Source organism: Vibrio sp. 2134-1 (genome assembly GCF_033339495.1).
Window position 1 is genome coordinate 176016 of the sequence record NZ_JAWOUS010000001.1, and the last position, 25044, is coordinate 201059.

The 25044-nt window shown below is 45.4% G+C and carries 27 protein-coding genes and 1 pseudogene; 22 read left to right on the forward strand and 6 right to left on the reverse strand.

The window, feature by feature from the left end:
* The first annotated feature begins 7 nt into the window (after positions 1–7).
* The 14 genes from R7R78_RS00790 to R7R78_RS00855 all read left to right on the forward strand — a co-directional run bounded on the left by R7R78_RS00790 (position 8) and on the right by R7R78_RS00855 (position 11630).
* Positions 8–199 (forward strand): hypothetical protein, encoded by a 192-nt coding sequence (locus R7R78_RS00790; protein WP_025632827.1) that lies wholly within the window; start codon positions 8–10, stop codon positions 197–199.
* Positions 192–470: an ATP-binding sugar transporter from pro-phage family protein gene (locus tag R7R78_RS00795; RefSeq protein ID WP_029822210.1), complete on the forward strand. Its 279-nt coding sequence runs from the start codon at positions 192–194 to the stop codon at positions 468–470. Before R7R78_RS00790 ends, R7R78_RS00795 begins: the two co-directional genes overlap by 8 nt.
* Complete coding sequence (locus R7R78_RS00800) at positions 467–1099, forward strand: phage tail protein (protein ID WP_031812305.1); 633 nt, start codon at positions 467–469, stop codon at positions 1097–1099. Before R7R78_RS00795 ends, R7R78_RS00800 begins: the two co-directional genes overlap by 4 nt.
* Positions 1089–1535 (forward strand): phage tail terminator protein, encoded by a 447-nt coding sequence (gene gpU, locus R7R78_RS00805; RefSeq protein ID WP_025766786.1) that lies wholly within the window; start codon positions 1089–1091, stop codon positions 1533–1535. The genes R7R78_RS00800 and gpU overlap by 11 nt, the downstream gene beginning before the upstream one ends.
* Positions 1536–1537: 2 nt before the next feature.
* Complete coding sequence (locus R7R78_RS00810) at positions 1538–2041, forward strand: phage tail tube protein (protein WP_140390455.1); 504 nt, start codon at positions 1538–1540, stop codon at positions 2039–2041.
* A gap of 3 nt (positions 2042–2044) precedes the next feature.
* The gene (locus R7R78_RS00815) at positions 2045–2515 is read left to right on the forward strand and encodes a phage minor tail protein domain-containing protein (RefSeq protein WP_225472818.1); all 471 of its coding nucleotides are present in this window, start codon (positions 2045–2047) and stop codon (positions 2513–2515) included.
* Between the two features lie 65 nt (positions 2516–2580).
* Entirely contained in the window at positions 2581–2865 is a 285-nt protein-coding gene (locus tag R7R78_RS00820; RefSeq protein WP_025500496.1) for a phage tail protein, read from the forward strand.
* On the forward strand, positions 2846–5104 hold the full coding sequence (locus tag R7R78_RS00825) for a hypothetical protein (protein WP_225472819.1): 2259 nt from the start codon (positions 2846–2848) through the stop codon (positions 5102–5104). The genes R7R78_RS00820 and R7R78_RS00825 overlap by 20 nt, the downstream gene beginning before the upstream one ends.
* Complete coding sequence (locus R7R78_RS00830) at positions 5104–5655, forward strand: hypothetical protein (RefSeq protein WP_213892147.1); 552 nt, start codon at positions 5104–5106, stop codon at positions 5653–5655. The genes R7R78_RS00825 and R7R78_RS00830 overlap by 1 nt, the downstream gene beginning before the upstream one ends.
* Positions 5656–5665: 10 nt before the next feature.
* Positions 5666–6118 carry a DUF1833 family protein gene (locus tag R7R78_RS00835; protein WP_225472820.1) on the forward strand — a complete coding sequence of 151 codons (453 nt, stop codon included), beginning with the start codon at positions 5666–5668 and terminating at the stop codon, positions 6116–6118.
* Positions 6115–6537, forward strand: a complete 423-nt coding sequence (locus R7R78_RS00840; protein WP_225472822.1) for a hypothetical protein — start codon at positions 6115–6117, stop codon at positions 6535–6537. The genes R7R78_RS00835 and R7R78_RS00840 overlap by 4 nt, the downstream gene beginning before the upstream one ends.
* A complete protein-coding gene (locus R7R78_RS00845) occupies positions 6494–9253 on the forward strand; it encodes a host specificity factor TipJ family phage tail protein (protein WP_225472824.1) in 2760 nt (919 codons plus the stop codon). Before R7R78_RS00840 ends, R7R78_RS00845 begins: the two co-directional genes overlap by 44 nt.
* Positions 9254–9307: 54 nt before the next feature.
* A complete protein-coding gene (locus R7R78_RS00850; RefSeq protein ID WP_225472826.1) occupies positions 9308–11485 on the forward strand; it encodes a hypothetical protein in 2178 nt (725 codons plus the stop codon).
* A 1-nt stretch (position 11486) separates the two neighbouring features.
* Positions 11487–11630: a hypothetical protein gene (locus R7R78_RS00855; RefSeq protein WP_165615995.1), complete on the forward strand. Its 144-nt coding sequence runs from the start codon at positions 11487–11489 to the stop codon at positions 11628–11630.
* Between the two features lie 213 nt (positions 11631–11843).
* Here R7R78_RS00855 and R7R78_RS29960 read toward each other — a convergent pair whose 3' ends face one another.
* From R7R78_RS29960 to R7R78_RS00870, 4 genes and pseudogenes are all read right to left on the reverse strand, one after another.
* Positions 11844–12125 carry a DapH/DapD/GlmU-related protein gene (locus R7R78_RS29960; RefSeq protein ID WP_406707359.1) on the reverse strand — a complete coding sequence of 94 codons (282 nt, stop codon included), beginning with the start codon at positions 12123–12125 and terminating at the stop codon, positions 11844–11846.
* A pseudogene (locus tag R7R78_RS29965) lies at positions 12102–12467 on the reverse strand (hypothetical protein); the annotation flags it as partial. The gene R7R78_RS29960 and the pseudogene R7R78_RS29965, both read right to left, overlap by 24 nt.
* A gap of 612 nt (positions 12468–13079) precedes the next feature.
* Complete coding sequence (locus R7R78_RS00865; RefSeq protein WP_005377885.1) at positions 13080–14453, reverse strand: L-cystine transporter; 1374 nt, start codon at positions 14451–14453, stop codon at positions 13080–13082.
* Positions 14454–14653: 200 nt separating this feature from the next.
* Positions 14654–15343 (reverse strand): NAD(P)H-binding protein, encoded by a 690-nt coding sequence (locus R7R78_RS00870; RefSeq protein ID WP_053350419.1) that lies wholly within the window; start codon positions 15341–15343, stop codon positions 14654–14656.
* A gap of 248 nt (positions 15344–15591) precedes the next feature.
* Here R7R78_RS00870 and cobT point away from each other — a divergent pair, with 248 nt between their 5' ends.
* From cobT to btuD, 8 genes are all read left to right on the forward strand, one after another.
* Positions 15592–16635, forward strand: coding sequence for a nicotinate-nucleotide--dimethylbenzimidazole phosphoribosyltransferase (cobT, locus tag R7R78_RS00875; RefSeq protein WP_005377883.1), 1044 nt, complete (start codon positions 15592–15594; stop codon positions 16633–16635).
* 29 nt (positions 16636–16664) lie between these two features.
* Positions 16665–17441 (forward strand): adenosylcobinamide-GDP ribazoletransferase, encoded by a 777-nt coding sequence (locus R7R78_RS00880; RefSeq protein WP_213898298.1) that lies wholly within the window; start codon positions 16665–16667, stop codon positions 17439–17441.
* Positions 17438–17971, forward strand: a complete 534-nt coding sequence (gene cobU, locus R7R78_RS00885) for a bifunctional adenosylcobinamide kinase/adenosylcobinamide-phosphate guanylyltransferase (RefSeq protein WP_042521941.1) — start codon at positions 17438–17440, stop codon at positions 17969–17971. Before R7R78_RS00880 ends, cobU begins: the two co-directional genes overlap by 4 nt.
* A gap of 11 nt (positions 17972–17982) precedes the next feature.
* The gene (cobC, locus tag R7R78_RS00890; RefSeq protein ID WP_154204658.1) at positions 17983–18597 is read left to right on the forward strand and encodes an alpha-ribazole phosphatase family protein; all 615 of its coding nucleotides are present in this window, start codon (positions 17983–17985) and stop codon (positions 18595–18597) included.
* A 128-nt stretch (positions 18598–18725) separates the two neighbouring features.
* The gene (locus tag R7R78_RS00895; protein WP_042521938.1) at positions 18726–20522 is read left to right on the forward strand and encodes a M3 family oligoendopeptidase; all 1797 of its coding nucleotides are present in this window, start codon (positions 18726–18728) and stop codon (positions 20520–20522) included.
* A gap of 274 nt (positions 20523–20796) precedes the next feature.
* Complete coding sequence (locus tag R7R78_RS00900) at positions 20797–21825, forward strand: succinylglutamate desuccinylase (RefSeq protein WP_017820882.1); 1029 nt, start codon at positions 20797–20799, stop codon at positions 21823–21825.
* A gap of 82 nt (positions 21826–21907) precedes the next feature.
* On the forward strand, positions 21908–22903 hold the full coding sequence (gene btuC, locus R7R78_RS00905) for a vitamin B12 ABC transporter permease BtuC (protein ID WP_042521936.1): 996 nt from the start codon (positions 21908–21910) through the stop codon (positions 22901–22903).
* Positions 22890–23657, forward strand: a complete 768-nt coding sequence (gene btuD, locus R7R78_RS00910; protein ID WP_017820884.1) for a vitamin B12 ABC transporter ATP-binding protein BtuD — start codon at positions 22890–22892, stop codon at positions 23655–23657. The genes btuC and btuD overlap by 14 nt, the downstream gene beginning before the upstream one ends.
* A 69-nt stretch (positions 23658–23726) precedes the next feature.
* Here btuD and R7R78_RS00915 read toward each other — a convergent pair whose 3' ends face one another.
* Together R7R78_RS00915 and R7R78_RS00920 are read right to left on the reverse strand one after the other, a co-directional pair.
* Positions 23727–24302, reverse strand: coding sequence for a nucleoside triphosphate pyrophosphohydrolase family protein (locus R7R78_RS00915; protein ID WP_005377875.1), 576 nt, complete (start codon positions 24300–24302; stop codon positions 23727–23729).
* 109 nt (positions 24303–24411) lie between these two features.
* On the reverse strand, positions 24412–24984 hold the full coding sequence (locus R7R78_RS00920; protein ID WP_025766766.1) for a DUF1415 domain-containing protein: 573 nt from the start codon (positions 24982–24984) through the stop codon (positions 24412–24414).
* Positions 24985–25044 lie beyond the last annotated feature (60 nt).

Genomic DNA, 25044 nt, shown 5'->3' on the forward strand with positions numbered 1-25044 from the left:
GAAACAAATGTCAGTTAAAGCAATTTTAGTTACACAACCATTTCGTTGTCGCGGTCAATTATTGAAGCCTGAAACTGCACTTGAAGTGGGGCAAGGCTGCGACATTACACCGTCTGAAGCCCGTTCTCTGGTTGGCCAAAAGAAAGCAGTCTGGATTCCAGAAGACGATCTTGAAGTCGAAGAGGACGAAGATGAGTAATTGGTCTCAATCTATGGCTGAAATGGATGCTGCTTTATTTGGTGCATTCGGAGAGTCAGCCACCATTGCGGGTCAGTCTGCAAAAGTGGTTCCAAATACATCACAAGATCAATTTGGGATGATGGCTGCCAATGTGACCCGTTTGTCTATCTCTGGTTCATCAGGTGTGAAGGTTCGCAAAGGTGACAAAGTTACCTATAAAGGCCGCAGCCATATGGTTGCTGATGTACCTGAGTATCATGATGGCTTAATTAGCTTTGATCTGAAATGAATGAACTAGACCGCCAGTTGGCAACTGCAGTAAAGAACCTCAGTGCTTTAGACGAAAAAGCGGTACCAAGTGCAGCTTCTATGGCAATAAACCGAATCGCTAAGAGAGCTATTAGCCATTCAGTAAAAGACACCTCTAAGGCGGTCAAGGTTCAGCAAAAAGTCATCAGACGTTATGCCCGAGTATCCAAAAAAGCCTCACCAAAACAGCCTGTCGCTTATGTTCGAGTAAGGCGTACCGATATTCCAGCAATTCACATAGGGGAAGCTCGTACACAAATTCGGCGTAAAAAAGGGCGTTACCAGGTGCAAAGTGCAACCCGTGCTAAAGATGGACGTTATACCAAGCGCGAAGTTTCTGGTTTTACGTCCATAAAAGTGGGTAAACATAAGTTTGACAATGCTTTTCTGCAGAAGCTGAAGAATGGTAAATGGCACATTATGCAGCGTACTAGTGATGCTCGTTACCCAATCAAGATGTGCGCAATTCCCATCAAAAACGAAATCACCACTGCCTTTGAAACAAATAGCAAAAAGCTCATGAAGACAGATATGCCGAAAGAGCTTTCTTATTCCATGGGGCAGCAAATCAGGCTTGTAATCCGCAGAGAGGTAGGGCGTGGAAATTAACAAACAAATTCGAAAACAGGTCATTTCTGACTTGGAAAAAGCACTAATTGACAGTGAAGGGCAACCCCTTATCGCTGCTTATTTTTCTGGCCGAGGTGAGCCAGTTACAGCTAGTGATGACGGTGAGACAGGATACCTCGAAGTTCCAGCTATTTCGGTCTACTTGCTAGATGGTGAATCCACTGGGCAGGATTTTGATGAAGAGGTGTGGAGCTCGGTACTTGCTGTAGAGATTATGGACTTGGCAACCAATCAACTGGATGACGACCTAGATAACTTTAGTGAGAAAGTTCGGGGCGTAATTGACCGTCACTACACCGCTAATGGTTTGCTCAGTCTATGTAATCGAGCGGGTTTTTCTTATGTACGCGAAGAGGGGGCTCCATGGGGTTCCTCGGTTTTAACATTTACTATTGAATACACCGAAGAGGTTTAATCATGTCGGACCCAACTCAAGCAATCAAAGGTGCTGGAACCTCGTTTTGGCGCAAAAAAGACGACCAAGAACTGCTTACTACTGCAGATTACCTTGATGACGCCAAATGGGAAAAATTAGGCGGCGTCAAAGAAATTCAACCAGGTGAAGTTACGGTTGAAGATGAAGAAGATAACTACCTAGACGATCCTGATGCGGACTGGGCAAAGACCACTCCGGGTCAAAAGTCAGCAGGTGATACGACCATCACGTTAGTTTGGAAACCTGGTGAACCAGGTCAACAACAACTTTCTGATGATGTAGTGAACGGTACTGTTACCGAATATCGAACCAAGTACCCGAATGGCACTGTGGATGCGTATTCTGGTTACCTTAACTCATGGGGTAAAGCGGTAACGATTAAAGAGAAGATCACTCGAACACTAAAAATCAAAAACGTTGGCAAACCAAAACTCGCGGAAATGATTTTGGCTGAACAAGCGCAGCCTGCTGAAGGGGGCGTTTAATCTATGGCTACATTCCTAAAGCAAAAGACGGTTCCTGTGGGTGACGATAAAGTCACCCTCACTCAGTTGTCTGGTTTGGATCGTTACGACTTCATGGATTTCTGCTCAGAGCAGACCTTTCCTGAGTCGATTGAAGCGTTATCAGAAAAAGCCAGCAAGGAAGAGAAAGAAGCACAACTGCAAAAAATGGAGAAGGTCACTCGTCAATGGAACCGTTTGAATTTCATCATGCAGGCTCGATTGGTGGCTCATGGCACGAACTTCGACCTTGATGATATTGATGAGCGCCATCAGTACATCATGACGGCCATGTCTAAAGAGCAAATCAAAGAGCTTCATGACGAAGTGGCCAAGCTTTCTGGTATGCCATTACCGGATGAAAAAACATCCAGTGAGGAAGGTGCTGAGCCAGAAACGCCAGAAAAAGACGGTGGGCAGGAAGACGATTTGGAGCCTGTCGACCCAAAAGCTTAATTCGGGCTGAAAGGCGGTTCGCCCAAGACCTTGCTCGCGAGTTTGGTCATATCTGTTGGCGAACCATGCTGGCTTCCATTAGCTGTCAAACGGTCATCGAATGGCGAGAGTATTTCTCGGAGCAGGGCTTTTCACATCACATGGATAACTGGCGCTTTGCTGTTAGTTGTGCGTCTAACTGGAATATCACGGCCATGGCAGCAGGAGTGAAGTTAGACGAGCCTGTTTCATACCGTGATTTCCTACCCGTGACCGACGAGCCCGAAGAACCCCACGAATACACTGATGAAGAGCTGATGGCATTGAGCGAATCAGCAGGAGGATTCCGTATTGAGTGCCCAGATAGCTGATTTTAATATCCGCTTCAATACTGAAACCGCTAAGTTTCAGAAGGACGTGGATTACGCCAAAAAGATGCTGCGTGGCTACACCAAAGAAGCCAAAGTTGCGAATGATGAAACAGCTAACTTTGAAAGAAAAATCAATGTAGCTGGAAGTAGTATTAGAAAAATGGGTACAGCAACCCTACAACTGACTGGAATGATAACGGCAGGCGTAGGTGCAGCAGTAGCGGCCAGTACATACATGGTTCGCCAAAGTGCGCAGCAAGCAAGGGAAATAGAGCGTCAAGCAACAGTTGCCCAAGTGTCTGTGCAACGTATCCAAGAGCTTTCTTATGCTTCAGAGCAATATAGCATTGCAGGCGATAAGATGGCTGACATCCTAAAGGATGTTAACGATAAATTAGGAGACTATGCAGCGACTGGAGGCGGTGAGTTTAAAGATTTCTTTGAACAAATTGCGCCAAAAGTTGGATTAACGGTAAGTGAACTGCAAAGAATGGCTGGACCTGAGGCTTTAATTGCGATTAAAGAAGCCATGGACCAAGCCAATGTTCCTATGAAGCAGCAAATCTTTTACTTAGAGTCGATTGCTAACGATGCATCGGCACTAATGCCTTTGTTGGAAAACAAAGGCGAAAGATTGTATGAACTAACGCGTCACTACAAAGATTTGAACGTTGCAATGTCAAAATATGACATTCAGCAGTTCAAACAGATGGATCAGCAAATTTCCGACATGGAAATGCAAATGAGCAGGGCATTTGGCAACCTTTCTCGTCAAGTTACTTATAGCCTGCTTCCTGCCATGGACGATGTAAATACATTCGTTTCAAATATGACCAAGGGAGTCCGAGACTACACCAGTCAAATTGAAGCGTTTGGCATGGCCACAGCGACCCTCAATGTGTTCTCTGGAACCTCAATGCGAGAGAAGCACCGTGAGATTTTCGGTGAGATGATCGAGCTACAAGAAGAGCTTAAAGAATACGAAGGTGTAGATGTAAATAAGCTACCAAGCATTAACCCGTTTGGTCAGAGTCGGAATGAGTGGTTTAACCTTCAACGCGATTTAGGAATGAAGCGTGATGAGTTGAAAGAGTTAAACGACAAGATAGTAGAGCAACAAAAGCGTTGGTCCAGTAATTTTGATTACACACCTCCAAGCTCAAAGCCTGCAAATGACGATGTTGATGACAGTTATAACAGTGATTCAGAGTCTAAAAAGTTAGAACGCCTTCAAGTCGCTGGTGCAGCAAGGTTATCCACTTTAGATAATCAGTACGCCAGCGAACGCGAAAAACTAAAGCTTTCGCATGAGCAGCGTCTTGAAGATATTGAAAACCTCAAACTCTCAGAGCAAGAAATTGAGCAGCGTGGTTTTGATTCACTGGCTGCAATTAAAGCGGAGTACAAAGAGCGCGAGAAAGAGTTCTACGACACCGAGCTTGAAGATTTTGAGCGTAAGCAAGATGAAGCGATTCAGCGAGAAATTGACGCTTATATCGCAAAAGAAGATGCCAAAACCAAAGCGGCAGAGCGTGCGTCCAAACAGAGAGCCGATACGGAAAAACGCATTGAGCAATCCGTCCTCTCGATGAAGTTTGGCTTAGCTTCGCAAGGCCTATCATTGATTGAACAAACCGCCAAACAAGGCTCGTTCATTCAAAAGGCGGCATTCGCTGCGCAAAAAGCCATGGCTGCTGCTCAGGTCTATATGCAAGGTGAAGTTGCCGCTACGGCTGCACTGGCTCCACCGCCTATCGGTTTGGGTCCAATTGCAGGCGTCGGTCAAGCAATGGTCATTCGTACTTTGGCTGCTGCCAGCGCAGGCTTAATCATGGGGCAAGCTGTCGCAGGCATGGCGCACAACGGCATTGAAGAAGTGCCAATGTTCGCAGGTCGCAGTGAGTCAAACTGGACGTTAAAAGCAGGTGAGCGAGTCTACACCAATGAGTCAGCGCGACGCATTGACCAAATGTACCGCGCCACCATGGCAATGTACCGCCAACCATTTGCTGCCAACGACCCAACCATGGCCTACCAAAACCGCATGGCCGCGAACGGGAGCGGAGCGAACGCCCAACCTTGGACCATCATTATTCATGAAGCTGAGCCTGGTACTCACGCTGAGATAGATGACGAGAACAAAGTCCTCAACATCATGATGAAGGATGCACAAAGTGGTGGGAAATACTTTAGCTACATCTCTAAAACGCTTGGCGTTCAGCCAGGAGGATTCAAATAATGGCAACCATCAAACCTGAAGTGTTGGCACAATTGAACCCGAATGTGATCCTTTACCCGTGCAAGTATTTTGGTAACGGCATATTGCCGTTGCCAAAATCCAAAGGGTATCAGTATCAACATGGTAAAACAGTCATAAGCTCAAAGATGGATTTGGGCTTGGCCACCAAGCGTCGTCGCTCTCGCATAGCCCCTGCTGAATTTGTCTTACCATTCCGGTTCACCGGAGAGCAAAAAGAGGTGTTCGAGAGCTGGGTATTCAATGAACTGGAAGCAGGCGTGGAGTGGTTCTATTTGCCGCTTCGAACGGGCGACTACGACCTTGAAGTACATAAGTGCCAGTTTACCGCCACACCAGGCGAGGACACCCCATTCGTTTATAAAGGTGGTCGCAAAGACTTTGGTTCCATATGGGAACTTAAAGCCAAAGTGCAAACCTTCCGCGCTTTAAAACTGGAGCGCTACACCGCTCGCGTACTTTCCCGAGATACTTTATCTGGCATCGAAAAGGCCGCGTTAGCTGCCGAAGAGGCCGTATTCAAAATGCCATAGTGAGGCAAACGTGATCATAGCAACGATTGAATATCAGCACCCCTCCTTACCAGGAGGGGTGCTGCGTTATGTGAAGGACGGAATTGACCTACATGCCGGAATTGAGTCAGGCGAGTGGGTGTGGTTCACAGCAGGCCAGTTTGCTTTTCAGTTGCCCGACAAGGCAACCAAAGGACAAGAAGCCCTGACCGTGGCCGCGCCCAATACCGACCTCACGCTCTCTAAGGCGATTGAAACCGCCAAGCGACACGAACCCGTGATTCCAGTCGTGAGCATTTACCGCGAATACGACACCGACGACTTGAGCAAGCCGCGCAACAAGCGAATACGACTCACCATGTCCTCGGCCAAAATTACCACCATGACCGTGACCCTCACGAACTCATGGAAAGATTTGACCAACCGACGCTTCATGCGCCCGATTTACAACAACGTTACGCACCCAGGGTTGATGTACATATGAGTAAACCATCCATGATTGCTTACTTTAAATCGCTGCCAGATGGTCACTTTCCGGTGGACGGCTGCGTCCTGCTTGTTCGTGAGGCATGGCAGCGTTTCTTGCACCTTGAAAATTTGCCCAAGCATATGGACCAGTTTGTCACACCAGACTACGCCCATGAGCTGATTGATGGCTATCAAGGGCAGTTAATCGAACCCATTCCAAAGCCAGAGCACCTGTGTATGGTCGCCGCCTCTGGGAAAGGCAAATGGCATTGCGGTGTATTCAGCGCCGAGCAAATGCCAGGTTATGTCATCCATACCCTTGGCTGCACCGTCAAGATTGAACCGTTAAACCAGTTCCGCCGCCGATTTGATACCGTGGAGTTTTATCGTCATGCCACACATTGTCGAGTTTCAACATCCGATACGAAAGGATAAACGCAAGGTTCATACTGTCGATGCTGGCACTCGCTTGTCGGATTGGCTAGAAAAACACTTCCCAAACCAAACCTTCAATGCCACTTTAAATTTTAACCGGCTCGATGATTTCAATGTGATCATCAGCGAACGTGATGTGGTGAGTATTCGCCCTAAAATCGGCTTTGGTGTGGATTGGCTTGTCTATGCTGCGTTAGCCCTGTCAGCGGCCTCTGCTGTCTACATGTACATGAACATGCCAGACATGAGCGGCAACCAGAACACCAAGCAGGCCAGCTCGGTGTACAACTACAATGGCCAAGGCAACAAGCCAAAACTTGGCAACCCCGTTCCAGTTCGTTATGGGCGCATGCCGCATTACCCTGACATCATTGCCCCAGATTGGTGGGAGTACGAAAACAACGAGCAGTATTACTACCAGACCTTTTCTCAGGGCATCGGCAAGTTTCTTTACCATCGCCACGTTATTGGTGAGACGGAAATCAAACCAGATAACCCCGACATTGAAATCCGAGAATATAAGCCTGGTGAAGTGGTGGATCATTTCCATCACATCGTCTGGACCTCCAAAGAGGTAGGTTCATCCGATGGCCAAGGCGGCTTAAAGCTCGATGGCGTGACCTCGGATTGGGTCGCAGAGACCAGCAGCAACGAAGCGCGTTTTCGTGGCAAGGTGGTTGAGCTGTGGTCTAACTACAGCATTCACACAGGCAATGGTGATTACACGTCGACATTGCGCCGCGATAAGTGGCCGTGGGATGCAGGCCAGCATGTGGTTATCACCTCTACTACTCAGGAAAGCCTCTATTTTGAGGGCAACATCCACTTTCATGATATGGGCGATGATGGTGACGTTATCGACCCTGAAGAGCTGCCAGACGAAATTGAAAACCCATTAGGTTGGGGAACGTTAGCGGTGAATGATCGGATGATAATCACGGGCGCAGGGATCAACTCGGGTACCTACATTGTCACCGCTTTGCTTGCAGGAAATCGCATTCGGGTCAAACCGGATGGCGGTACTGAAGTTACGCGATTCCATCCTATGACCAACGTCTATGTTCGGATTTATGAGGCGGTGGGCAATGATGGTACCTACGTGTGTAAAGACAGTAACGGCACTCTAGCCTTGGTGGATTCCATCACATTGGAAGAAGTACCTAGTTGGAATGGCTTTATTACCTTAGATACGCCTAGCGCAGAAATTTCGGTGTTAGAACGGGATCGAGAAGCTGAATGGGTCGGTGACTTTCTTTGTGTTCCTAGCAATGCGACCGCGCTTGATGTGGGACTGGATTTTATCTTTCCTCGTGGCCTTGGCACCATGAACAAGAATGGTGACATCAACGCTCGAACGTGTGAATGGCAAGTGCGTGTGCGGCCAGAGGGCACGAATCAGGCTTATCAAACCCATAAGTTAACCCTGACAAAGGGAGATAACACGCCGCAGCGCATCACCGTTTGGCTGAGTGAGGAAATGGGACTCGCACCAGGGCGTTGGGAAGTGGGCTGTCGTCGTCTGAGCACCGTCACCAAAGCGACTAAAGTGTTTGATGAAGTGCAGTGGATGGGGCTGAAGTCCGTCATTCAGAAAACCTATACGAATGAAAAAGAGTCCATCATCACGCTGAAAATCAAAGCCACCAACTCGCTCAGTCAGCAGGCCAATAGCCAATACTGGAATGATTCGACGCGCATCCTGCCTGTTCGCCAAGACGACGGCAGGTATGTAGAAGAGCCAACTCGCTCCATTGCGGATGCGGTCATTGATGCTTGCCGCAATGATGTGTACGGGGCAGGGCTAGAAGACGATGCCATTGACCTAGATACCTTGCTGGCTTACCGAGATAAATGGGAATCGCGAGGTGATAAGTGCGATGGCTTATTTGACCAACCGACCACGTTTTGGGAAGCGCTACGTAGGCTACTCGAAACGGGACGCGCTTACCCTCGCATCGAGCTTGGCACGGTCAGCATGTGGCGCGATGAGCCAAGAGAAACGCTGTGCAAACCATACTCACCCGTGAACATGACCCCAGACAGCTTTTCTGTCGACATCGACATGGTCAAGGAAGATGACTACGACGGCGTCGAAGTCGAGTGGTTCAATCCTCAGTCTCGAAAATCTGAAACCCTATTGTGTACCTTACCAGGGCAGAACGGCTACAACCCGAACCCACTTAAGCTGAACTTTGTCACCAACGAAGAGCAGGCCAAAAGGGAAGGGCTATTCCATGCCGCTGTGCAAGCCTACCGCCGCACCAACATTGACTTCACCACCGACATGGATGGATGGGAGTCGAACTACGGTGATGTGATTCCGGTGGCGCACGATGCGGTGAGTTGGGGCGCGTCGGGGCAGGTGATCGAAACGCTAAACGCCGCCGATGGCAATCAATACCTGCAGCTTTCGGGACTGTTGGAATGGGAACCAGGTAAGCAGCATTATTTGCTGTTTAACCGAGGCAACAAAGGAACGCATGGCCCGTACCGAGTCGAGCCGACTGAGGCGCCAGATATTGTCATTCTGGTCGATGAGCCAACCGAAAAGATCATCGCTGTGGGTGAAAAGGGCAAAAAGCCAAGCGAATACATGTTTGGCCAAGCCGACACCATGTACAAGAAATGCATCCTGCAACAAGTCAAACAGAAAGGGGAGCTCGAGGTCGGCTGCGCCGCTATCGAAGACGACCCTCGCGTGGATGCCTACGCATAAACTCAAGCACTCAATGCCCAGCCCTCGCGCTGGGCTTTTTTATGAGGTTTATTCATGACCCAGAATATTGAACAACGCACTCTGGCTGCCACTTCCACGCTTGAATCATCAGCCAAAACCGTTGATGAAATTGCACATCAAGACAAAGAAGTGACAACTCCAGCAGGGAAAAGGGACAGCTTCCCCAAAATAAGTCGAGAGTCGAAGTTTAAATTTGATACTCAGCTCGTTACGCAAGACGACGAGTTTCAAAAACGCTTTGCGATTTCAGAGAATGCGATTGCTTGGCAATCAAATTTAATTGTCACTAACCGACTACAGCGTTATTACACTGGTGCCAAAGGTACAAATTCTTACTCCGAGCATCTTCCTGACCCTTCTAAGTTACCTTTTGAAACTGGGGCAACCTTTGAAGATGATGTTACCAATGGGTTTTGGATTGAGCATGGCGTGGCTTCTGTTCCATGGACAAAAAGCCATACTAGCAAGCGACAGTTAGCAGGAAGCGGTGGAAAAAGACAGCTCGATCTGACCACCGGTATTTGGGGACAAATTGCAGATGGCGCTGACCGTGTGTTTTTGGATGAAACCACCTACTGGCATGCCTGGAATGAACCGATGGGTGTGGTTACGAACTTTGTTGATAACCACGATTATGGCACCGCGACAATGACATGCCGTCAGCAAGATGGTTCGTTGAAAACGTTTGAGTTCGTCTCTCCCAATGTAAACATTTTACGCGGAAGAAATGGCTACCCGACGGTCAAGATGGAAGCAAGACCGGAGGGATGGGGCGCCATGGGAGACGGTGTTCGAGACGATACTATTGAGATCCAGACCGCCATCGATGAAATCAATAATGTTGTATTGAGTGCTGGTAAGCGGTACATGGTCAATGCGGTGCACAAAGGCTCTCTAGAAAATCGAGACTTGAGAGGAATTGAAACCAGGGAGAGCACTCGACTTTACTTTGAGCCTAATGCTGAGCTAAAGGCATTGCCCAATGATTCTGATCGCTATTGTGTGCTTTGGATTGATTCGGCTAACGCAAAGATCTATTACCCAAGAATCATTGGTGATAGAGATGAGCACATTACAACACTAAACCCGAACAATACAGTAGATGGATTCTCAGGTGAGTGGGGTTATGGAATTCGAATTAACTACAACGCAGAGAACGTCTACATCAAAGACCCTTGGGTGGTTAAGTGTTGGGGTGACAGTTACTTAATCATCACTAACAAATCCAATATCACGATAGAAAACCCTTATGGTGCTTACTCACGTAGACAAGGCATGAGTGTGATTCGAGGGAAGGGCATCAAGATTAAAGGTATTGCTCACTTTGAGCATATATCTGGCACGTATCCAATGGCTGGCATCGATTTGGAACCTGACTTAGCAACAGAAAGTATTGATATCGAAATTGATGATCTAACAGTCAATGATTGCGGTGGTTACAACATTGAAATGAACTTCCAGAAGCAAAGTCCTACATCCATTCCTCATAACATTGTGTTTAGAGGCAAATGTATCTTAGATAACTGGATGCGTCTAAAAACCAATAGGAACGTTGGTGTTAAGAACATCATAGATTTTAATGTGATTGAGACCAGGGTGTTTGTTTTTGATGCGATGAATTACGGTGACACTATTCGCATTAAAAAGTTAGTGTGCTCAGAACCACCTTATTTTCGAGTTGAAACCGAGGGCGAAGAAATCGTTGGATACCCGCGAGTTGATATTGATCAGGTCGTCGCTACCCAAGACTTTTTACACGCAATCACAGTGGCTAACTCCAGTCAACTTTCGAAAGTCACGTTCCCTAAGAAGTCAGTTTCGATTTCTGAATACATCTTGCCTGAAGGTTCGGACATAAAAAGCCTTACAAAGTTAGACCGAGCAAAATTTCAATGTGAAATTGGAGAGATTGAGTCAGAGTTTGTTATGGCTGGAACGAGTGTTAATTTGACGCTTAAAGATTATCTGAATAAGCGTATTGTTTTTAACAAGACCAATCCCGTTACCAATCTTCTGCTTGAAGAGGGATGTAAGCAAGCAGGAACAGACATTGAGTTGAAAGGACTAATGAACGACGTTCTTTTTATCCCTGATGCAGGCGTCACTTTAAACGGTGCGTCAAACAGCATTCAGCTTAAGTCGCCATTTGAAGCAGTGCTTTCCGGCAGTGGGGATAAGTTTATCTTAAAAGTCATTTACAAGGCGGAGTAATATGAAAATTGAGTTGAATGGCAAAGAAGTAGAATCAACGGAGTTGAGCGATATCGATCTTTTGGAACATGGCTTCACTTCTGAAGAGATTATCGAGATTCGGTTTAATGAATATGAATCACAGAGAAAGCCAATTTCAGCGTGATAAGTCTTTATTTAAAAGGTGTTTGAATGATAAGTTGAAAAGGAGTGCGCTATTATTAGTTTAATACTAATCTAGTTTAAATCTAAAATAGACTCCAAGGTGGAGTATCCAGTATTTAATGATGCTACCTCTATTTCAATAATATTTTTATAAAGGCCTAACAATAGTAGGCCTACTTTTTATATTCTTAAAAGAATGAAAGGTACTCTTACTTTACTCATATCGCTTGATTATTTTGGCAGGATTACCTCCTGCTAAAACCATAGGAGGGATGTCTTTGGTTACAACACTATTTGCAGCAATGACCGAACCATTGCCAATAGTAACACCTGGAAGAATTATTGAATTAATCCCAATCCAAACGTTATCTTCTATTAAGACTGGTTTGCTAACGCCTCGAGTATTGATTCTATTTTCGACATCAGAAAATGATAGGTCATGACCACTCCCATCAAATATCTGGCAATTGGCGGCTATTAAACAGTTTTTCCCAATAGTTATAGACTCATATGCATGTATACAGGTCCCGTGTATTCTGGTGTTTGCACCAATTCTTATTATAGCCCCTTTTCTATCAGCATATAGCTTGATTGGAGAGTGCATATTAACATGGTAACCTCTATTTTGTGAGTTTAAAGTGACGCTATCCTCTATGAGTAGAAAACAGTCATCTTTAATATCTATAAGAGGAGTCCCTTTTAATTCAAGTTTTTTTCCTATTTCAATGTTTTTATTACTTTTTAGGAAAGATACAATTAACTTTGATTTTAAGTTTAAAAAAATTGTTCTTAGTTTTAAAAGTGCTCTAAAAATTTTTTTCATATGTTTACTGGTCATCCTTGCGTGTAATAACTTGAAATTTGGTCAGGATTTTATCGCATACTAAAGAAGTTGTATAGCTAGTGAGGGCAAACATCTATGATATGTACTGCAAACTTTGGAATTTATAATATCCCATAAATTTTATATAGTTCTATTGTTACGTTACTTTAGTTTGAAAATATTACTGTGTGGCTAATGTTATTAGCCTAATGAGGCGTCAGTGAAGTGAGTTGAAGTGACATTGATGTTAATACGGAGGCACGATACTGTCGTGAAAGCGTCGAAGTTGATGTTGATTTTTGGAGGGGCTTCACAGGCGGAAGTAGAGGGGCGAAAAGTGTAGTCGAAGAATGTGTCTAAATTGCGTCTCACAATTAGATTTGTGCAATTTATATGGTTAATATTCAGTTGTTTACACAATGTCACTCATAATCAAAGAAGAAAAAAGTGGGCTGATTATCTTGGTGCATTCTGCTTACCGTTTACAAAACCGATGACAGTATTAGACCATTCAACGCCTTGACTAGCAACGAAAGATGCAAGTTGAATTTTTGAAAATGAAAAAAGCCGATGGCGAACCATCGGCTTGATATTTTACGTTTTATCGCTTTGGAAGGAATTTGAGTTCTATGCTCGTGTTTCTTCCAATGTTGCTTCACTTTCTGGTGACTTCAGCACTCGGCTAGCAATTGTACCCGCAGTCATTGAGCCTGAAACGTTTAGTGCGGTACGTGCCATGTCAATCAGTGGTTCAATAGAGATAAGCAGTGCCGCGATGGTCACAGGTAAGCCCATTGCAGGAAGAACAATCAAGGCTGCAAACGTCGCACCGCCGCCGACACCTGCAATACCAAATGAGCTGATGGTGATAATCGCAATCAATGACAGGATAAAGTGTAGATCAAGTGGGTTGATGCCCATTGTCGGAGCTACCATCACTGCAAGCATTGCAGGATAGATACCCGCACAGCCGTTTTGGCCGATAGTGGCACCAAACGATGCTGATAGGTTTGCAATCGCTGGTGGTACGTTAAGCTTCGTGATTTGCGCTTCTACGTTTAGTGGAATTGTTGCTGCTGAGCTACGAGATGTAAACGCGAAGGTCAGTACAGGCCAGATTTTCTTAAAGTATTCCGCAGGGCTAACGCCGACAAAAGAGACTAATACGCCATGAACAACAAACATCAGTGCGATAGCAACATAAGACGCCACAATAAAGCCAAGTAGGTTTAGGATGTCGCCTGCGCTTGATGTCGCTACCACTTTTGCCATCAGTGCTGCGATGCCGTATGGCGTTAGGGCCATGATCATCTTCACTAGTCGCATAACGATAGATTGAGCTGCTTCTACGAAAGTACGAATCGGTGATTCCAACTCTGCTTTTTCCATCATCACTTTACGAGCGGCGATACCAGTTAACACGCCGAAAATCACAACAGCGATAATTGATGTCGAGCGAGCACCTGTTAGATCAGCAAATGGGTTGGTTGGAATGAAGCTAACTAGCATTTGAGGAATAGTTAAGTCACTTACTGTACCGGCACGGCTTTCTAAAACGGCGATACGAGCGGTTTCACGCGCACCTTCAGTTAACCCTTCTGCTGACAGGCCAAATGTCGTTGTCACCAAAATACCGATAAGTGCAGCAATTGCAGTCGTTACTAGAAGAACAGAGATGGTCAGGCCAGAAATTTTACCTAAAGATCCACCTTTCTCCAACTTAACAACTGCAGAGATCATCGATACCAATACTAGTGGCATGATGACCATTTTCAGTAGACCAACGTAGCCACTGCCTACAATGCCTACCCATTCAAGTGTTTGAGCAATTGCGCTGTTACCTTCACCGTGAATGAGTTGCAAAGCAAGACCAAAAAGAGAACCGGTAACAAGACCGATCAAAACGAGACGTGAAAGAGTGTGTTTCTTTTGTTGTTGATTAAATAGAAAGAACAATATTCCAACAAAGACGGCTAGAGAGGCTATCACTGCAAAATTCATAATTTGACCTTATCAACCAACCGAAGTGGCGGTTGTTTTTTATACGGGGTTTTATACGGATTTATTTATGGAGCGTAAGATAACGCTCGTGATATAACTTTAAAAATGACAAACGGGTATTAGCTAGATCTAAAATGAATATAAAAACGAGATCTTAGTCGCGTGAGAGCGTGAATTAGCACGTTAATTGTACAAAATGGTTATTCGTAGTGATGCAGTAAGTCACGCATTTCTTTCCTTTGTAAGTAAACCACCGAGTCTTCTTGATAACTGAAAAGTTGATAAATCATCGCTTTGGCGACATCTTCTGCTCGAATCGGTAAAAAGTTGGACAGTTTGCCAAGCATAAGTGGGCGAATTACCTTAAACAGAGTTTGTACTAACTTCTCGTCCATTCTTGGGTTTTGACGTTGACCAACAAGCGGGCCTGGGCGAACAAATACGATTTCCTCAAAATCCATAGCTTCGATTCGTTGTTCCATTTGTCCTTTACAAGCTAAGTAATGGGATGGCGATTTACTATTTGCACCGAGGCTAGAAACAACCGCAAGGCGTTTGACTCCGATTGTTTTCATTTGTTGGGCGACTTTGCACACCAGATCAACATCTACTCTACGCAAATTATCCTTACTGCCTGCTTGCTTAAGGGTCGTGCCTAAACAGATAAAGCCGATGGTTGGTGTTGGTTGGTTCTCATCCCATTGGTGGATAGAAAGGTCTGCATCAATGAGAGGAATAAGCTTGTTGTCCACATCTAGGACGCCATCGAGTGGGCGGCGAGAAAGATAATATAATGTTCCAACACCTGATTGATTTATGAGGTTTGCAATGACTTTTGAGCCTACTAAGCCAGTTGCACCGGCGATGATTGCGCAGGTGTTGTTATCCATATCTTTTCTCCTATATGGGAACATAGTCTAAGCTATTGTAGCGGATTTCAACGAGTTACTTATAATCTCGTGCAAGAAAGGTGAGACGCTCTGTGAACTCGGCAGACTATCCTGAGATAAACTTGATTAGCGCTGCCCCAATTGGATGCAAGTGTATACAATAGTGGGCGCGCAAAAACTGTCGCTGAACAAGACCTCTTGAACAACAGAACACCTCTCACCCAGACAACATCAAAGGAACGTAAAAAATGGATGACTCTTTTGCTGCGGAGATACAAGCACGCATAGATAACAAAACCAAACCCGTCGGTTCTTTAGGCTTATTGGAAAAGGTGGCACTGCAGTTAGCTCTTATTCAAAGTCAGAATAAACCTCAGCCAGTTGATTCCATCGCTATCTGCAAACCAAGCATGCTGGTATTTGCTGGAGATCACGGCGTTGCAGAGGAGGGTGTGAGCATTGCGCCAAGCGAAGTCACTCAGCAAATGGTGGCTAACTTTCTCGCTGGCGGCGCAGCCATCAACTGTTTTTGCGACATTAATGGCATTCAACTCAAAGTAATAGATTGCGGCATGTTGGCTCCTATTGATGTGCTGGTTCCAGAATTTAAATCCCATCCCAACTTGGTTGAACAACGGTTGGGTAACGGTACGGCTAATTTTTCTAAACAATCCGCGATGTCCCCAGAACAAGTGGCGTTAGGTTTAGAATATGGTGCGAAGATTGCTGAGCATACCATTTTGCATGGTTCAAACCTCTTAATGTTCGGCGAGATGGGCATCGGTAATACCAGTTCGGCCTCAGCACTGTTATCGGCGCTGAGCTCATTAGATATTGATTATTGTGTTGGCGTTGGCACCGGAATCAATCAACAGCAGTTGAGCCGCAAATATAAACTGGTAGCACAGGGGGTAAACCGATGTCGAGGTCTTGATACCAAAGCGATTCTCGCACAGGTTGGGGGCTTTGAAATCGTACAAATGGTGGGCGCTTTTTTAGAAGCCAAGCGGCTTAAAACTCCAGTTTTAGTGGATGGGTTTATCGTATCGGTAGCGGCTTATATTGCGACGTTGTTAGACGAAGAAACGCGTGAATACATGTTGTTTGCCCATCGCTCTGAAGAAAATGGACATAAATTTGTATTGGAACATCTAAAAGCAGAACCTCTGCTCGACCTTGGTTTACGGCTAGGGGAGGGAACAGGAGCCGCTCTTGCCTTGCCTCTGTTAAAAGCTGCTGCTCAGTTTTACAACAAAATGGCGAGCTTTGAGAGTGCAGGAGTTACAGTTTAGTGTCAGTCCCTGATAATTCTGAGAACGTCATGCCGTCATCGTTAAGATACCAGTGGGAGTTGTTTCTATTAGCTACCAGTTTTTTTAGCCGCTTACCCGTGCCCCAAGCGTTGCCTTACAGTGAAGAACGCATGAATCAGGCAGGCCGTTACTTCGCGTTAGTTGGTCTCGTGCTTGGAGCGCTTTGCGCTTTGGTATTTTCGCTCACCTCAATTCTTTTCCCAGAGTCGGTTGCCATAGTATTAACGATGGTGTTTAGCTTATTGTTAACTGGGGCTTTTCACGAAGACGGCTTGACCGATATGGCGGATGGCATTGGCGGTGGCATGACCGTAGAGCGACGCCTCTCTATTATGAAAGACAGTCGTATTGGCACTTATGGTGCCGCCACTCTCATTATGGCGTTATTGGCTAAGTATGTTTTTTGGAGTGAACTCGCTAACTTGCCGCTCTTTTGGTTGGTCATTGTCGTCGCTTACACCGCAAGCCGAGCACTAGCAGCGACGCTTATTTATGACATGCCTTATGTCAGTGACAGTGATACGTCGAAAAGTAAACCGCTGGCAAGTCGCCAGTCTTCTCTAGAAGTCTCCATTTTGTTGTTTACTGGTGGCGTAACATTGCTTGTGCTTGGTATCGCGGATGCGATCTTGATATCGCTTGTTCTCGTGGTATTTCGTTTGATATTCAAACGTTGGTTAATCAAGCGAATTGGCGGCTTCACGGGGGATTGCCTTGGCGCAGCGCAGCAGCTATCGGAACTGCTTGTTTATCTCACTATGATTGGGTTTTATCACATCTCATGAAGCAATTGATACTCGGTGGCGCGCGCTCTGGGAAGTCGCATTTGGCAGAAAAAACAGCTAAGCAATTATCGGTCGCTTCTCAGCGAGCATTACACTATGTTGCAACCGCGCTGCCATTTGACCAAGAAATGCGAGAGCGAATAGCGCATCATCAAAAGCAACGCGGGGGCGAGTGGCAAGAGCATGAATGCCCCCTTCATTTATCTGAGTTACTGACAAATTTCGCTATCACCGATGTTGTATTGATCGACTGTTTAACCTTGTGGCTCAACAATTGGATATTTGAGTTAGGTGATGAATGTTCCAATGAGAAGCTAGAAGCAGAAATTGAAAAGCTTATACAGGTGGTACGTGGCTCAGATGCGACGTTAATATTCGTCTCTAACGAGGTTGGAATGGGCATTGTACCTTTGGGGGCGGTTAGTCGTTATTTTGTGGATAATGCAGGACGGATGAATCAAAAACTAGCCAGTGTTTGCCATCGTGTTACCTTTGTTGCTGCTGGTTTGCCGTTGGTTCTTAAAGAGTAGGATGGAACAAAATGAAAACACTCAATATCTATCTTGTGCGTCATGGAAAAGTAGACGCTCTACCAGGACTCCATGGCCAAACAGATGTAAAAGTTACGCCTGCTGATCAAGAGAGTATTGCTCGGGCTTGGGCTGAGAGTGGACGAGGTGTGGGTGGAATAATTTCTTCTCCACTTTCACGCTGTCAAGAACTGGCAAACATCATTGCTGAACAGCAATTATTACCAGTAATGACGGATGAATCTTTACAAGAGATGGCATTTGGTGATTTTGATGGTATGCCTTTTGATATGCTCACTGAGCAGTGGAAAAAGCTAGATGCTTTTTGGCAATCGCCAGCACAACATACGTTGCCGAATGCTGAGAGCTTAAGCACATTTTCTGAGCGCATATGTCGCGTTTGGTCTCAAATCATCAACGATATCAATGACAATCTACTTATCGTCACGCATGGTGGCGTCATTCGTATGATTCTTGCTCATGTATTGGAGTTAGATTGGCGTAACCCAAAGTGGTATTCGACGTTGTCGATAGGAAACGCTTCTGTCACGCATGTAACAATTACCATAGATGAGCAAATTTACGCCTCGGTGCGTTCGATTGGCGTACCTCTTTTAACTCGTTAATTTATAAATATTAAAATGCCCAGAACGATATTGCTTACGGGCATAGTCACGGAAGATGTCAGTGGAAGCCCATCTGCTAGGTGCAGGAAGCGAAAATTGACTCAGTTACATAAAAAGGAAATATAGAAATGACAACGCCGAGTTGGGATTTGTCCATCGTTTATAACGACCTTTCTGACCCACGAATTCAAGACGATATTGCTCTTGTGGAACAATGTATTGATCTTTTGAATAAACAATCAGCAGATTGTGGCAACGTAGAGATCATGCAAAATGCGATTTTAACCAATGAAGCCGCGAGTCGTTTAGCGGGCACAGTTGCAAATTTTGCGAGTTGTTATGCTTCTGTTGATGCAACAAACGCCGAAGCGAAATCGTTACTTGGTAAAATGACCCGCATCTTTTCGGAGCTTTCCCAAGCGTTCAGTCCCTTTGATTTGACACTAACGCATGCCGACGAAGAGTTTATCTTGCGCGTGTTAGACCATGAGAATCCTGATATCAGTGGGCAAGCTTTTTCTATCTTGAATTCTAGAAAGTTGGCGGATACTCGTCTTAGCAACGCAGAAGAACAGTTACTGGCTGCGATGAGTGTGGATGGCAAATCGGCTTGGGGTAACCTATACGATAACCTGACTGGCTCATTGAAAGTGAAGCTTGAGTACACAGATGGTAATAGTGAAGAGCTTGGGTTTTCTCAAGCGGCAAGCATTCTTTATGGTTCTGAATTCGAGCGTCAAGAAGCCGCGTGGCGAGGCGTACAAGATGCAATGCAAACGCACCAAGAATCATTCGCTGCGATTTTGAATGCGTTAGCAGGATGGCGCTTAACTGAAAATAAAAAGCGTTCTACGAAGCGTGAAGTTCACTTCCTAGAGCCGAGTTTGCATGGTAGCCGAATCCAAGCTGAAACTTTAAATGCGATGATGACCGTAGCCAAAGACAGTCGAGCTATTGGTCAGAAAGCGGGTTTATTGATGGCGCAAGTACATGGTCTGGATGAGATGAAACCTTGGAATCATCTGGCGGCTATGCCTGCTTTGAGCGGTGAAGCGAAGGTTTACGACTTTGATGAAGCGATTGAGGTTATTTGTGAAGCATTTGAAACAGTAAACCCTGAGATGTCGGAATTTGTCCGTTTGATGGTACAAAATGGTTGGATTGATGCCGCGCCAAATGCTAACAAGCGTCTTGGCGCATACTGCACCAAACTGCCAGCAACGCGAACACCACTTGTATTTATGACTTGGAGTGGCAGCCGGTCAGACCTTATGACTCTGGCACATGAACTTGGCCATGCGTTCCATAACTGGGTTATTCGTGATTTGCCACTTTGCCAAACTTACTACCCAATGACGTTAGCAGAAACCGCCTCTATCTTTGCAGAAAACATCGTTCGTGATCATTTGATTTCGAAAGCTGAGAGCGTTGATGAAAAGCTCGAGATGTTGTGGGAAGAGTTGTCATCTGCGCTAGCTTTAATGATCAACATTCCGGTTCGCTACGAGTTTGAAAAATCGTTTTATGAACGCCGCCAGGATGGAGAGTTAACCGCAGATGAATTCTGTGAGTTGATGTCAGAAACTTGGAAAGAATGGTATGGCGACGTAATGAGCGAACCGGATCCGTACTTCTGGGCAAGCAAGCTGCACTTTTCTATTGATAGCGTGAGCTTTTATAACTACCCATACCTATTTGGTTTCTTGTTTAGCAAGGGTATCTATGCACAGCGAGAAACCAAAGGCGAAGCGTTTTACACCGATTACATCAATTTGCTGCGCGATACAGGCTGCATGATGGCGGAAGATGTCGTCGAAAAGCATCTGTCGATGGATTTAACCCAGCCAACGTTTTGGCAGCAGAGTGTTGAGCTAGTGCGTGAAAAAGTCGATGAGTTTGAGCGTTTGCTCGCACAGCGCGGCTAAGTTTTTCGCAGTGTTGATGCATAATCTGCTTTATAGCTACAAAAATTTGATCAAATCATAATGATCTTAATCAGGGCTGTGGTAAAGTTCACAGCCCTAACACTTTGTAATTGTTTGAAAATTAAACGCCTCAATGCTTGATTTGAGTGCCTGGCGCGAAAAGGCATCGGATTTTCGAGGGAAATAGTGATTTCTACTCATAAGTGAGATCGCAGCAACAAAAATCCTTTGTACAATTTATTAACATATCCGCCGTGCTATTAAGGAGTAACGCATGACGAAGTCTCTCTTTCGCCAATCGTTTTTAACTGACACGTTAGATGTTCATATTGATGTTGCACCAGCGGAGCAGGTGCTTTCTAGCGGTGTAAAACTTAAACTCTATCAGCGTGGTGTATTAGAAGTAATCCCTGCGAATTATACTCAGGATACGAAGAACATCATCATCTCTTGTGGGGTTCACGGAGATGAAACCGCACCGATGGAGCTGGTGGATTCCATTATTCAAGACATAGAATCTGGGTTCCAGACGGTCGATACCCGTTGTCTGTTCATTATCGCTCACCCAGAATCCACTCTGGCGCACACGCGATTCCTCGAAGAAAACCTCAACCGTCTGTTTGACGAAAAAGAACACAAACAGACAAAAGAGCTTGTTATCGCCGATACACTTAAGTTGCTTGTTCGAGATTTTTATCAGGATACCGACCCGACAACACGCTGGCACCTTGATTTACACTGCGCGATTAGAGGCTCCAAGCACTATACGTTTGCAGTAAGTCCTAAGACTCGCCATCCTGTGCGCAGCAAAGCATTGATCGATTTCTTGGACAGTGCACACATTGAAGCTGTGCTCCTGTCAAACTCCCCATCGAGTACGTTTAGCTGGTACAGTGCCGAGAACTTTGGTGCGCAGGCTCTGACGATGGAGCTTGGGCGTGTGGCTCGTATCGGTGAAAATGACCTCGATAAACTGACCGCGTTTGATTTGTCTTTACGTAATTTGATTGCGGAAACGAAGCCAGAACACCTACCAAAACCATGCATTAAGTATCGCGTAAGTCGCACAATCGTTCGTTTGAACGAAGACTTTGACTTTATGTTCGACGACAATGTTGAAAACTTCACCTCATTTGTTCACGGCGAAGTGTTTGGTCATGATGGCGACAAACCATTAATGGCGAAGAATGAAAACGAAGCGATTGTCTTCCCGAACCGCCACGTCGCAATAGGTCAACGTGCAGCTCTGATGGTTTGTGAAGTGAAAACCCGTTTTGAAGAGGGTGAGTTGGTTTACGATTAATCCAACATTGCTTTGAGAAGTTAATTGCAATTTACCGAGGCTTAACTGTAAGGTTAAGCCTCGTTTGTTTTTATCGGCCGCTATGGATTTTCAACAACTTATCCTGAACAAGGAACGACGCTGGCAACGTAACCTGATGGTTATGTCGATCGTGCTCGCTGTACTCTCTGCCATTCACTTGATGGTCGGAGAAATTTTCCTTTCTCCTTTTCAATCCTTATCTGCATTTGAACAGAAGTTATTGGTGGACTTGCGTTTACCGAGGCTAGTGTCTGCGGCAATTATTGGTGCTGCGTTAGCGGTATCTGGCGCGACGTTACAAGTGTTGCTTGGGAACGTGTTGGCTGAACCTGGCGTGCTTGGTATATCTGGTGGTGCAAGCTTAGCAATGGTCTTAATCATGTTCGCGTCACCTGTTCTTCCTACCCCGATTGTTTTTATGTTGGCAGCGATTGCTGGCTCGATGGTATTCACGTTTGTTTTGGTGGCGATAGCAAGGGCAATGCACCTGACGACGGCTCGATTGCTTTTGGTTGGGGTCGCATTGGGTATTTTATCGAGCGCGATTGTGACGTGGGCATTTTACTTTAGTGATGATCTCAGTTTACGCCAACTGATGTATTGGTTAATGGGCAGTATTGGCGGTGCAAGTTGGTATCAACATACCGTTACTTTGGTGATGTTACCGGTGCTTATCTGGTTATGTTGTAAAGGCAAGTCGCTTGATAAATTGATGCTGGGTGAGATTCATGCGACCCAATTGGGTGTCGATGTGCATCAAATGCGTTGGAAATTGATCCTCGCCATTTCTGTTTTGGTGGGTAGTTCAGTCGCTTTGGGTGGCATCATCAGTTTTGTTGGTTTGGTGGTGCCGCACTTGTTGCGTTTGGCTTTTGGTACGGAAAACCGTTATTTATTGCCACTTTCTGCAATATCTGGTGCTGCGTTGCTTGTATTTGCTGACATCGGCGCAAGACTGTTATTGGACTCCGCAGAGTTACCTTTAGGTGTCATGACAACATCGATTGGCGCACCTATTTTCATCTGGATGCTGGTGAAGAGTCATGATGCACGTTAAACATATGTCGGTTGGTAGTCGATTATTGCCTCTTTCTTTTGAATGCAAAGCTGGCGAAATCGTACATATCGTTGGCCCTAATGGTTCCGGTAAGAGTACTTTATTGGCTGCGATTTCTGGTACGTTAAGTCACCGAGACGGTATGAGTGGTGAAGTGTACGTTGGCAACAAAAACTTGCTTACTTTACCGTTGTCAGAGCAAGCTCATGTTCGAGGTTATTTGTGTCAGCAATCGCGCCCAGCGTTTAATGTTGATGTGTTCCAGTATCTCGCTTTATCTCTGCCAAGTGGTGCTGAGATTGCGGATATCAAAGTGCGTGATGCCGTCAATATGGTGGTGGAGCTGGTACAACTGCAAGATAAGCTTCATCGCAGTATTCAAACATTATCCGGTGGTGAGTGGCAGCGTGTCCGATTAGCAGGTGTATGTTTGCAGGTGTGGCGTACCATTAATCCTTTTTCGCAGTTTTTAATTTTGGATGAGCCAGCAGCACCGTTAGATATTGCGCAAGAGGGTCTGCTCTATCAATTGATTAACGCTATGGCGGCGCAGGGAATTGGAGTATTGGTTGCTAATCACGATCTCAATCGCACATTAAAGCACGCAGATAAAGTATTGCTGCTTAACAACGGTGTGCTGCACTCATCAGGAAGTGCCGATACTGTGCTAACGGAAGAAGCGCTCGGGGAAGTGTTCAATACTCAAGTCAAAAAGGTCATCGTAGATGAGCAACCTTATTTAATCTTTGATTAGTATTTAGGGACAATAAAAAAACGACCTACTTGAGGTCGTTTTTTTAATCGAGAAAGCCAAACTCAACGCTTACTGAGTTAGCGGTTTTAGATCTGCTGGGCGGTAGTAAACAGATTTGAGTACTTTGCCTTTACGAATGGTTTTACCTTCCGATACGAAATCTTCGGCGCATTTCGCGATGATGTATTCACCTTTCTGCACCGCCATCAACTTGATGCCTTGTTCTGCGTAGAATGCTTCTGTTTCTGAGTACTCTTGCTCGTTACGGCATACTTTGCTCATGTTGCTTGAATGTACTTCATCCCAGCAAGGAATAAACTCGATACCACGGTTTACCGCAACGTTTAATAGAAGATCAATTAAGTAGCTGATCGCCAGATTGTCTTCTACTTTGCTGTGGCCAAGATGAACGAGACGGCCCATTAATACATACACGCTGTCTACGATGGCATCTGCTTGCTCAGTTTTACAATCTGCTTCTGCTAGCTCTGTTAGCTCTTCGATCGCCAAAGAGGTGTGTAGTGTGTCTGCTTGCGTATCAAGGCTTGCAGCGTCTGCGACTGGTAAGTCGAACGTACTACGGAACTCGGTGATATCACGGTATAAGTGATCAAAAATCTCTTGGGTTAGCTTTGACAGTTGCATTCTAATTTCCATTGAATCGATTGAAGCGGCAATGATACCAAACCGCACTTTGAACCCCAAGGGCATTGCATCTAACTGGTGATAAATCTGCCTTTGGGAATGGTGGTGCTTAACGAAATAGGTAAGGGAACAGCTTTTTACGTTCTTCCTCTGAAAGGGCGGAAACACGAGCGATGTTCGTATCGGGAATGGATTCAGGATCAGGATAGTGTTTTAGTACCTTTTCCATACTCTCTTCGCGAATCAAATGGAAGATCGGGTAAGGAGAACGATTGGTTAGGTTTTCGTCGTCTTCAGGCCTTGCGCCGCCAAAACAGTAATCAGGATGGAAAGTCGCTACTTGGAAAACACCTTCCCAGTTTTGCTGCTTAATTAATCCTTCAACCCAATCTATGCAAAAGTTGTAGTCCCAGAAATCTTGTAGCATGTTGGGAACCACAACCAACGTGGTCTCAAGTTGTTCGGGTTCTGTGTTACTCAGCTCAATCAGCTGCAATAAAATATCTTCTAGAAGCGCTTCTTCTTGAGTCGCTTCACTAACAAAGATTTTGATTTGTTTATTACGTTGCGGCTTGGCAGCAAATGGACAAAGGTTGAGACCGATTACTACATCGTTGAGCCATTGATCGACCTGTTGAGTGATCGCTTCGATATCTGTGTTTTGTGTTGAACGCGTTGACATACGACTTTCTGGTTTTTATTAAAGTAGCGCAAGCATAGCAGAGTTGGTTATCCAAGTAAC